The sequence below is a fragment of the Acetivibrio ethanolgignens genome, from assembly GCF_001461035.1.
Lineage (GTDB): Bacteria > Bacillota > Clostridia > Lachnospirales > Lachnospiraceae > Velocimicrobium > Velocimicrobium ethanolgignens.
The window spans coordinates 1-10,283 of record NZ_LNAM01000215.1 but is presented as its reverse complement, the minus strand read 5'-3'; the positions used below and the strand labels follow the sequence as shown (position 1 = coordinate 10,283).

The 10,283-nt window shown below is 39.9% G+C and carries 10 protein-coding genes and 1 pseudogene; 1 reads left to right on the top strand and 10 read right to left on the bottom strand.

The features are described from left to right. Positions 1-320: 320 nt before the first annotated feature. A complete protein-coding gene (locus tag ASU35_RS17355) occupies positions 321-536 on the top strand; it encodes a DUF4825 domain-containing protein (protein ID WP_083504371.1) in 216 nt (71 codons plus the stop codon). Positions 537-576: 40 nt separating this feature from the next. On the opposite strand, the gene rlmH is transcribed toward ASU35_RS17355, so the two are convergent. From rlmH to ASU35_RS17310, 10 genes and pseudogenes are all read right to left on the bottom strand, one after another. Then, the gene (gene rlmH, locus ASU35_RS17350; RefSeq protein ID WP_058354222.1) at positions 577-1,056 is read right to left on the bottom strand and encodes a 23S rRNA (pseudouridine(1915)-N(3))-methyltransferase RlmH; all 480 of its coding nucleotides are present in this window, start codon (positions 1,054-1,056) and stop codon (positions 577-579) included. A 261-nt stretch (positions 1,057-1,317) separates the two neighbouring features. Next, positions 1,318-4,299: an N-acetylmuramoyl-L-alanine amidase family protein gene (locus ASU35_RS17345; RefSeq protein ID WP_058354221.1), complete on the bottom strand. Its 2,982-nt coding sequence runs from the start codon at positions 4,297-4,299 to the stop codon at positions 1,318-1,320. A gap of 78 nt (positions 4,300-4,377) precedes the next feature. Next, entirely contained in the window at positions 4,378-5,463 is a 1,086-nt protein-coding gene (locus tag ASU35_RS17340) for a hypothetical protein (protein ID WP_147525485.1), read from the bottom strand. Further along, the gene (locus tag ASU35_RS17335; protein WP_147525484.1) at positions 5,460-6,869 is read right to left on the bottom strand and encodes a hypothetical protein; all 1,410 of its coding nucleotides are present in this window, start codon (positions 6,867-6,869) and stop codon (positions 5,460-5,462) included. Before ASU35_RS17335 ends, ASU35_RS17340 begins: the two co-directional genes overlap by 4 nt. Positions 6,870-6,982: 113 nt before the next feature. Further along, the gene (locus ASU35_RS19545) at positions 6,983-7,138 is read right to left on the bottom strand and encodes a hypothetical protein (RefSeq protein ID WP_156059474.1); all 156 of its coding nucleotides are present in this window, start codon (positions 7,136-7,138) and stop codon (positions 6,983-6,985) included. Positions 7,139-7,447: 309 nt separating this feature from the next. Continuing rightward, positions 7,448-8,039 (bottom strand): annotated as a pseudogene (locus tag ASU35_RS17330) (helix-turn-helix domain-containing protein); the annotation flags it as partial. A 101-nt stretch (positions 8,040-8,140) separates the two neighbouring features. Beyond that, positions 8,141-8,455, bottom strand: a complete 315-nt coding sequence (locus ASU35_RS17325; protein WP_058354217.1) for a type II toxin-antitoxin system RelE/ParE family toxin — start codon at positions 8,453-8,455, stop codon at positions 8,141-8,143. Between the two features lie 4 nt (positions 8,456-8,459). Continuing rightward, positions 8,460-8,726, bottom strand: a complete 267-nt coding sequence (locus ASU35_RS17320; RefSeq protein ID WP_058354216.1) for a type II toxin-antitoxin system prevent-host-death family antitoxin — start codon at positions 8,724-8,726, stop codon at positions 8,460-8,462. Positions 8,727-9,245: 519 nt separating this feature from the next. Continuing rightward, positions 9,246-9,554: a nucleotidyl transferase AbiEii/AbiGii toxin family protein gene (locus ASU35_RS20395; RefSeq protein WP_242861317.1), complete on the bottom strand. Its 309-nt coding sequence runs from the start codon at positions 9,552-9,554 to the stop codon at positions 9,246-9,248. After that, positions 9,554-10,162: a type IV toxin-antitoxin system AbiEi family antitoxin domain-containing protein gene (locus ASU35_RS17310; RefSeq protein WP_058354215.1), complete on the bottom strand. Its 609-nt coding sequence runs from the start codon at positions 10,160-10,162 to the stop codon at positions 9,554-9,556. The genes ASU35_RS20395 and ASU35_RS17310 overlap by 1 nt, the downstream gene beginning before the upstream one ends. Positions 10,163-10,283 lie beyond the last annotated feature (121 nt).

Genomic DNA, 10,283 nt, shown 5'->3' with positions numbered 1-10,283 from the left:
GGTGTTTCCGTCTGAAATAATCTGCGGAAATCGCCCGAGATAATCTGCGGTTTGACAAAAAAAAGGCACTGCTACAGTACGCCGAAAACCAACGCAGCCTCATAGAAAAGGTCTTAGAACATGCGTTCGTCTTTGATGAATTCGCATCCCCATTATCGTGTTCGCCCAACAGCCAGGCAGACCTTCCGCAATATTCAGATCCACATTATTGAAGGAAAATGTGTACGTTTGTCTAAAGCCAAAGCACCGGTCATACACTTTGTAATCCGCCATCCAAAAATGGTAAACGCTTTAGAAAATTTCATCGCTCCGGTGGAGGAATGATGTTTAAAAATGAGCTGCAGACTAGGGATATCCCTTATGGCTGGACTATGATTTTTGAAAACAGCACGAATAACTCCGCTGTTTTAGAAGAAAAAATGAAGGGCTATGCTTGCTTTTTAATTGCTCTTATCAATAAACCGAAGCAGACTGTATTACCTATCTGGGAGCTCCTGACCAATGAGCATTCACTCTCCTTTTACAATATCAATTAAACCAAAATACGCTACAGCTTAAAAAGCATTTGCATCTTTTCTATTTATGATACGGTTCCCCCTTCATAATACGGTAGCTTCTGTATATCTGCTCTAAGAGAATCATCCGCATCATCTGATGGGGGAAGGTCATTTTAGAGAAGCTCAACAGATAATCTGCATGCTTTAAAAGCTCAGCATCTAATCCCAGCGAACCACCAATCAAAAAAATGATATGACTGGTTCCGCAGATGCCCAATTTTTCTATTTTTTCAGAAAGCTCTACTGAGTCCAGCTGTTTCCCTTCAATCGCCAGTGCAATTACATAGGCATCCTCTCGAATGTATTTTTTCATCCGCTCAGCCTCTTTTCCCTTGATGATAAGCTCCTCTGTCTCACTGGCCGAATCCGGCGTTTTTTCATCTGCTACCTCTATTATTTCCAGCCTGCAATAGCGGGAAAGTCTTTTTTCATATTCCTTAATTCCGTCAGTAAAATAACGTTCCCTTATCTTACCAACACATAATACCGTTATTTTCATTTTTTCACCCTATACCTATACAACTTTAGATAATGTAATTATATCAAAAAAAGAGCAGGATTGCACCAACTTTCAAGCCTTTGCTTCAATGTCTCTCCATTGATTACGCCCACCGCTGCAGTGCAATCCTTAGCGAAGCGTTTTTTATTCGATAGGACGAACTTTTCTATCAAATGAAAAAAGACAGCTATGAGCAAATGTTACCATACTCATAGCTATCTCTTTGCTTTTACTTAGTTGACCACCCTTATCATTTGGGCATTAGTTTACTTTTTTCGTCTTGGTGACAACACCATTCTTGTTGCAATAATATTCCACATTTCCAATCTTTATCCATGCACTCTTAACCAGTGCTCCGGACTTTGCAGCCACATAAGTCTTACCCTTTACTTTAAAAGCCTTGTTTGTGACAACAGCTCCGTTCTTGCCACAATATACGGTATTACCTTTTGCATCCTTTGTAAAGGCTTTCACCACAAGGGCGCCGGACTTTGTAGCCACGTAAGTCTTACCGTCCACTTTAAATGCCTTGTTTGTGACAATAGCCCCGTTCTTGCCACAATATACGGTATTACCCTTTACATTCTTTGTAAAGGCTTTCACCACAAGAGCACCGGACTTTGTAGCCACGTATTTCTTTCCGCCGACTGTAAAGGTCTGTCCTATCTTGAGCTTACCGTCGCTTCCTGCATATACCAAATCTCCTGATGGAGTCTTTGCAAAACTTTTACTAAGGATAACTCCATTCTTGTCTGTGATATACTTTGCGCCGTCAACTTTTACGACATCATTTTTGACCAAACCACCGTCTTCGCCCACAGCAACCTTCTCGCCTTTCTCATTGGTCGTAACTTGGACTGTACCGGTCTTCTTGTCTGTTGGATTTGTTTCCCCTTTATGTTCGGTCTTTGTATCTTCCTTCTTCTGATCGGTAGTTGTCGTGCCGCCGGAACCAGAAGGATAGCTTGGCACGAAAGGAAGAACTACTGTTACAATCACAGAGCCGTTTTTCACTGTAATGTCATAGTTTTCTGTGACATCTGTTCCATCTTCTTTTGTTAACCTAATGTCTGTGCTCTTCGGACAATCCTTATAAAGGAAACGCTCTCCCGCCTTTGCATTTGCAGTGTACTCAGAAGACAACTTGACAGCATTAAAGGTTACTTTCTGTCCCTGAAGCAGTCCTTCGTAGGTCGGAGCAGTCGGATAAACCACCTGTTCTGGTGCTGTTGACTCCGTCACCGTAGTGTCTGCAAAAGAGACTGTAAGAGGACGCTTGGAAACCTTAAAGGTCTTCTTATCATAACCGATATTGGATTTGTCATTATATGTAAGTTTAACTTCGTAAGTGCCGATGCCATCAATCTTATCTACACGTTTTTCTTCATTTTCCTCTTGTTTTATGATTTCAATAGTAGCTCCATTGTCCCCTACCACTTCTTTACCATCCACTTTATAGATAAAGGAAGCTTTTGTCTGCTCCAAACCATCATAAATCTTATCATTGGCACCAATAATCTCCACCGGAACAGGCGGATTCTTCGTTAGCATAACAGATATCTCTACCCGGATCTCTTTATAGTTCTTAAAGCCCGTCACGACCACAGGAATTGCGATAGAACTGTCCTGATTTACAGGCTTATTACTTTGTATGGTAACAGAACCCTTTTCGTCAACCCGTGCATCAACATCATTAAAATAGTGATCACCTATTTTATATTTTAACGGAGCCCCCCCTTTCGGCTGATACTTTGCAAGGGCATCAGTCAAATCAATGGTCTTTCCGGTCTGATCGCCGCCCTGCATCACCACATAGCCGTTATATGTAACGTCCTCCCGATCCTTCTGATTTATTACCACTTTGCTGTAGGCACTGTTCTCCAAAAAGTATCCCTGGCCAGGCAGGGTTATCTTTACCCAATAACTTCCTGCATCCTTTGGAAGACCCAGAGTCGCATTTTCAAAGGAACCTTTTACAGCATTAACATCGTTTTCGTCGCTTGCAATGTATAGGGTAGTGGCTGCTCCATTATCTTTATATTGATAATCTGTCCCATCAGCAGGAACAATCCCATATAACTCTTTGGCCTCTAAGGATTCGCCATAGGTTTTTGTAACCAAATTTTTTGCCTCTACATTCACTGCTTTATAATTACGTATAGTAATCGACTTGGTAGTACTCTTATTATTAAATCTATGTGTAACTGTAACATCAATTTTATATTCTCCGGCTTCATCAGTGAATCCGTATTTATTCTTTTTATCGAACTCTGTTGCAGCATCATCAACCTTTCCATTGACTGCAACAGATGTGATTTCATCCTCCTTATTATCCAGACCTTTACAGTCAATGGAGATCTTGACAGCACCCTTATCAACATTAAATGTATTCGTATTGCTATCAATCACTGTCGCACCACCAGCATCCTTGTTCGGTGCAGCAGACAAGGTGAAGTCAGGGGCAGCACTATCTACCGTAATCTTTTTTGAGCAGGCATAGGTCTTATTTCCCACCTTATCCACAAGCTTCACATATACATAGGCGGATTCTTTATTCTTCAGCGGCAGAGTAACGCCATTAACCATATCATACGGCTTGTACTCCTGTTTTTTCAGTTCTTCTTGCCCTGTTATTTCATTTGCCCCAACCCCATAGGAAATGCTCTCTATTCCACTTTCGGCATCTGCTGCTGTAAGCTTCAAGGTCGGATTTTCCTCCGGTGCAAATACTGCCGCGTCCTTTGCAGAATTATCACCTGCGGTAATATCAGTAAGCGTTGGCACTGCGTCATCAAGTCTGACGGTAATCTGAATCATGACCTTTTCTGGTGACAGTACTGGATCAACATCATCTTCAACACCTTTTTTCAGCAAAAGCAAATTAACCTCTTTGCTATTCTGGAATGAAGCCTTGTCAAGCTTCACAGATGTCAATGTGAATTCACTTGCCTTGCTTGGTTGCTGCCCTGCAGGCTTAATCATTATCTTTTCAAATTCATTGCCGTCCGGAGCTACCTTGATTGTTTTACCCTCTTTCGCCTCCTCCGCACTTATGTAGATTACATCTGTATTCTTTACACTGGCTAGCAGCTTTACTGTTGTCTCTTGATTTTCTGTCGTAGGATTTTCTGCCACAGTGCCTTCGAATACAATCTTTGCATGTGCATCCACAGGTGCTGTCATGCCATTTGCTGCTGCCATCGAAAGTGCCAGCAGCATTGCCATCACTTGTTTTCTCTTCATGATATTATTCTCCTTTTTTCAAAAATCTTTTTATTTTTCTGGAAGCATTTTACCTTGAATGCTTCCGGCTTATTGTTTCTAAGGCTCCAGAGGAAAATCTAGCCCTAAAAATTTGGATAAGTAGGCTTTTACTTTAAAATCAGTAATGAATATATTTTCTCCTTTAAGCTCATTGCCATTATATACACTCTTGAGGTCACTTATATATAACCCGTCTACGCTTCTAGGAACAATGCGTATTTTGATAGCTCCCATATCAGCCAAAGCCTTCTCAAGAGAGTCACTATAATCGCTCCAACATATTATCAACTCCTTTAAAGCCAGCTTTGTTTCTGTTAAATTTCCTGTGCAGAGCTGTCTATTACCTGTCTGTTCCCACGTTCTCACACTTCTGTATTCGTCCTTCATACCAAGAGAAGAATAGGTATTTTCATTTTCAATATTGCTGATATCATGATGGTCTGATGAATTAGTCGGATTTAAATAATATTTTCCCATGTAGGATGTTATACTAGGAAAAGAGAATTCCCCATACACATCATAAAAATCCGCATGCTCCACCTCGTCCCATTCTATAGTTCCTTTATCAAAATCAATCCTTATATTCTTTGAATTCTCTTTTACCTGAAAGTCCTTCCCTTCTAATCTAAGATGTTCAAAATTACTCTCCAGCTTCTTTACTTCCTGAACATTGGACGCAACCTCAAAATCCTTCAAAAGAACAAAGACTTTTTGATCTTTTCGAACTCTGACAAAATAATTGCCAACTCCACTGTTTCTCATCTCTTGCAGCATGGATACCTGACTGGTTCCTTCTGGCAAGCTTTTACTTGTTACTACCTTATTTTGATCTGCCTCATTCCCTTTTTTTATCAGGTCAACCACCAAACCTTGAACTACTGGTTCAATGGATGCAATCCCTTTTTCGTCTAATTCGACCTTAATATGGTAATTAGAAATTTCTTCAAAGTCTTCTAAGTCCTTTTTCAAGATCTGGTATTGTAGCTCTTTGTATCCCTCAATGTATTCTTTAATCCAAGCCACCGAAAGTGAAAGCTCCTCCTTCTTTGCATCTATCCGGGCTAATATCTCTTTCGCTTCCTCTGGTTCTATATCTTTCTTTATCCTATCATAGATGACCTCCAATTCTGCTTTAACTTTCATAGATTCAGCTGCAAGCTCATCATATTTCTTCCGGAGGCTATTTTCTTTCTCCTCGATTTTTTTTGACATATTCTTCCATTGGTTTTTTCTGCGCCATCCGCGCTCTCCATTTCCTTCTTCTCCACCGCTACTCCCAGGTCATGAGCCATATTGCCAATTTCTATGAAATTCGAAATCGTCAAATCCTTTTCTTCAATCGCCATATAAATCTCATACTGTTTCCTCAAGAAACGGTCCAGATCAATTTGAATCACCCGAAAAACTTTTGCATTGTCCACTTTCAGAATAGAATTGCCAGTTAAAAGTCCAACCCTTCCTATGGCTTCCTCCTCTGTCTGGCAGGCCGCAAGAAACAGTCCGGTGCTTGCTACAGAAAAATACTCTCCCTCACCTGCCAATATGTATCCATATCCCGATGCTAAGCCTGATATTTCACCATCTCCTGCAGTTCCCATACTGCCCTTTGCTAGAGAAACCTTCTGGTTCTCTGTCTTCCCGGAAATCTCCGCAAAAACAGCAGGGTTATTCCTGACTGCTGCACGCAAGGTATATTGCCCGTTATCCAAGGCCTGTACAACTGCCTTGTTGTTATCCGAAGAAATAATCTTTGCCTGTTCTCCTCCGCTTATGACTCTCCACTCAACTTCCCTGCTGCTGGCATTTGCCGGAGAATACTGCACTGAAATCTCTGCAAGGCCATCGTCTGTGCTGATATTTGCATTCCCATTTAATTGCAGGGACTCTACCGCGATACTGGAGCTTCCGGAATCGGAAGAGCCGCCTCCGGTGTTAGAGCCGCCGCCTGAGGAGGAACCGCCGCCTGAGGAGGAACCGCCGCCTGAGGAGGAACCGCCGCCTGAAGCAGCTCCACCATTTTCTGGTGCAGAAGGCTCCTTTGACTCTTCTTTTTTTGCATCCTCTTCCTTTTCTGTCTCTTCTTCCGCCTTGTCTTTTTCTGTGTTGTCCTCAATGGTGGCATTGAATTTGTTCTGGATCTTCTCGACCTTATTGTTGATCGTCACAACTGCCTTCTTTGCACCTTCTTTTATCTGGAGCAATTCCGTATTCGCGTCCACAGAGAGGGAAACCGGCTTGTTCAGAACTATCTTCTTGATGGCTGCATCGGAATCCTTGCCCACGACACTCAATTTGGCAGTGGCATCTGCCTCTTTCACTACCATCTCTGCCTTGTTCTGAGTTCCAATTGTAATTTTGACATCGGACTTTTTCCCCAGATCTAAAGTAAGCTTTTTCTCATAGCCCGGGAAATACAGATTCCCCTGTCCGGAATCCTCTGCTTTTATGGTCAGATTTTTCTTGTTCAGATCAGATTTTTGAGACAATGTGAACTTGGTATTTTTCTCAGCAATCGAAATGCTGCCAACTTCTGATTTGGTTGACGTCAATGTATATTTTCCTTTTTCAAAAACGATACCATTGGACACCTTCGCGTTTGAAAGCTGTATTGTCGCATCCTTAACACTCTTTTTGACTACGATGGTTTTTACATTTTTATTTTTTATCGTGACTTTTCCATTTTTACATCTTTTTTGGTTACCTGAATTGTCTTTCCACTATCCGCTTTTGCAGCTACAAGCTTTGCTGGATCTCCAAGCAAAAAGCTACATACGAGCATAAAGACAAGTGCAAAATTTAATACTCTTCTCTTTTTCATTCTTCTTCCTCCACAATGGTTCATAGTTTTTAGTACAACCATATTCTACCATAAGCCAAAGAACGAATCAACTCTATGTCCTCATAAAATTGATATTTTTTCAGTGAAAATCATAGGCTCTTCCATCCGTAGTCAATTTTCTTGCTCGTGCAATAACATCTAAAGTATCCTGCTTTGCAGTTTCTAAAAAATCCGTTTCTTTATACTTCATAAAATCCTCCTATGAAAACTATTCTCTATCACCTCTGACAGCAAATTAAGCTATGATAATTAGTATTATAGTGCAGCATTTTCGCAAAAATATCTTTATTACTGCCATTTATGACGGTATTGTGAGGAAGTACACCCCTATGCTCACGAAAGATTTTTCCAAAAAAACTGCTATTTCCCAATCTACAAGCATGGCTGATAAAAGAAATTTTTTCTTGTCCTTTTGCCAACATTTTGCAAGCTATTTGTAACCGATAATTTTTCACATACTCCATCGGTGTCATGTGCAAACAATCATGGAATATACGGAAACACTCCCGCTCGCTCAAAAAAGCAGATGTAGCAAGTTCTGAGATTGAAATTTTCTCTGCATAATGCTCATGAATATATATCATCATCAATTTCATTGTATCATTCGCTTTATCAGGCTCTTTCTTTTGTTCCAGTACTGGACGTGACAGTTCAAATAAATCGAGCCATATCTCAGACAAAGCTTCTCGTAGTCTCATTTCATATCCAAACTCCTGTTTGTTATTTTGTTCAATTCTACTACCGTGTTCTCCTGCAATAATTGAAGTATCAAATATATGAAGAAACTGAGCATTTTTTTATTCTCTGTTTGTGGTTTTGTCATATGTAACACATTGGAATTGACCATACCACCAGAACCTGCAGGAAATACAAAATGCCCTTTCCTTATTTATCTTGACTTCCAATATAGCACCTCCTTTTTGAGTACAAAAAAATCGCCACCTGCTGTGAAGTAACGATTTGTGTATTTGATATTCTGTTTTAACGAATAAGCCAACTGTAATCTTTACGGCAGTCAAGGATATAATCCACATAAACCATATCATCTTGGATTTGGTAAAGAACGAGATACCACTTTGCAACAAACATCTTATGATATTTATTCGTCGGTATATACGCTTCTTCAAAAAATGGAAAACGCTGCGGCATATGTTCTAAAGAACGCATTCCTTCCATAAGCTCTTTCTTTTTCGCTTTGGCAGCATCTTTATTAGCCTGTGCCATAAAACGGATGTGTGTTCCCAACATTCGCTTTGCCCTGTCGGAAACAATGACTTTATATTTTTTATCTGACATAGGCTTATACCTCTGCGATTACATCGTCAAGGTAAGCATTGAGTTCATCAAGAGTGCATCCGTTTCTTCCTGCCATTTTATCTTCTTCGACAGCAAGCAGTTCTTCTCTTAGCTTCAGCATTTTTTCCCGACGGCTATAAGTTTCAATATCCATAACAACCAAATCTCCTTCACCGTTCTTTGTAAGGAATATCGGCTCTGCCGTTTTTCGGCACATATCTGCAATCTCGTTGTAGTTCTGGCGGATTGCTGCTGATGGACGAATATTCATATTTGCACCTCCTTAAAATAGTTGCGATAGTAATATTCTAACCATATTATACTCATTTCATACAACGAAGTCAACAGATATAGAAAAATTTACCCATAGTTTGAGATTCATAAATTGTTAGTTGTCAATGAACTTGATATTCAAATCTATTATAGGAGTCAGAACCTGCTTGCTCACGCTGTTCAACAGTAAGTACGCTACTCATAATTTGGGACTCCTTTCATTTTTATTCCATTTCATAATAAAGTTCCACTGTTTTTGCCATTCTTTCTCATTCACAATCGCATCAAACACAGGCTCGAGGAAAGTCTGGATTTCTGCCTGTCAACTCAAAGCGTTGCAGTATGGCATCAAACTTCTCGGCAATAGTGCTTTCAAGGGAATAAGTTTTATTACGGGTGCTTCAAAGTCAGGAAGCTGAGTGTTGATTGTGCGTTCTTCGGCACGGGGGACTATAATATCGCCCACACCTATATCAACATTGAACGGCACACGCACATTTTTTATTTGAGCAATAATCTATGTACTGATACCGTGATATTTTCTTTGCGGAGAAATCTTTTCAAAGCCTTTTGCTCGCATTTCTATATAATCGTTACCAGTCGGTGTGGCGATGATTTTACAAATCAACTCTTTTACATCATCTATTGTATTAGAGTATCCACGAAGCAGGAAATCGACATCAATTGTTGCTCTACTTTCAAATTTTGATAGCTTTCTCAAAAATTCTTCCTGCACAAAAAGCTGCAAGCATTGCTGGTAGCTGATACCAGAAGCTTTTGCTTTATTTCTCAGCTTTGCCAGAACGGAAGCTGCAATATCTGCCATTACAACCACACTCCAACCAATTCTTTAACCTTTTTCTGCACACGCAGTTTTTTTGCATACATCATCAAGTTTGGTATATTCTTTTTCGGGTCATTAACATACCCTTGTATTGCTTTATTGAAAATTTCTTTATCCATTTTATTCATATTTTTCAGAACATCACAAATTGTTCGGTCACGGTCATAAATTCGCACTTTTGAAAAATCAATCTCACCTGTTGTTTCACCAAGCGTAACCAAATCGGACTCAAGGCGATATGCTTTAATGAATGGGTACTCTATATTGGTTCGTAATTTTGAAACATTCCTGTCTATGGCAAAATTCCACTCAGCGGGGGTTCTATCACTGTATTCATAATAGAATAGAGCAGTTTCCATACAAAGAACAGCATCGGGAAACAAACTATTAATGATAGCTATTTCTTTGGCTTCGCAATTTTCAATCCAGTGATAATAACCTCGTCTTATTCTTTCAATAAAACCCTCATCTAAAAGTCGTTTAATGTCTGCATAGTATAGCTTAGCTTCAAGAAGCTCGGCAGTAGTCATTACATAGTGATGCCGATTGAACAGCTTTCTCACATTTTTAATATCGTTTTCACGAAGCATTTGTCCACCTCTATTTAATTGCCTCAAATTTATTTATTAGTTGGGTACTTTACTATATTATAGTAAGCGATGAATAACCTACCGTTCCTATGCATCACCTTTTTATGAGATAATCCTAATA

What these genes read in the sequence shown, in the direction of transcription:
- ASU35_RS17355 (WP_083504371.1), top strand. Translation starts at nt 321, where the DNA reads ATGATGTTTAAAAATGAGCTGCAGACTAGGGATATCCCTTATGGCTGG.
- rlmH (WP_058354222.1), bottom strand. Translation starts at nt 1,056, where the DNA reads ATGAAAATAACGGTATTATGTGTTGGTAAGATAAGGGAACGTTATTTT.
- ASU35_RS17345 (WP_058354221.1), bottom strand. Translation starts at nt 4,299, where the DNA reads ATGAAGAGAAAACAAGTGATGGCAATGCTGCTGGCACTTTCGATGGCA.
- ASU35_RS17340 (WP_147525485.1), bottom strand. Translation starts at nt 5,463, where the DNA reads ATGAAAGTTAAAGCAGAATTGGAGGTCATCTATGATAGGATAAAGAAA.
- ASU35_RS19545 (WP_156059474.1), bottom strand. Translation starts at nt 7,138, where the DNA reads ATGAAAAAGAGAAGAGTATTAAATTTTGCACTTGTCTTTATGCTCGTA.
- ASU35_RS17325 (WP_058354217.1), bottom strand. Translation starts at nt 8,455, where the DNA reads ATGTCAGATAAAAAATATAAAGTCATTGTTTCCGACAGGGCAAAGCGA.
- ASU35_RS17320 (WP_058354216.1), bottom strand. Translation starts at nt 8,726, where the DNA reads ATGAATATTCGTCCATCAGCAGCAATCCGCCAGAACTACAACGAGATT.
- ASU35_RS20395 (WP_242861317.1), bottom strand. Translation starts at nt 9,554, where the DNA reads ATGGCAGATATTGCAGCTTCCGTTCTGGCAAAGCTGAGAAATAAAGCA.
- ASU35_RS17310 (WP_058354215.1), bottom strand. Translation starts at nt 10,162, where the DNA reads ATGCTTCGTGAAAACGATATTAAAAATGTGAGAAAGCTGTTCAATCGG.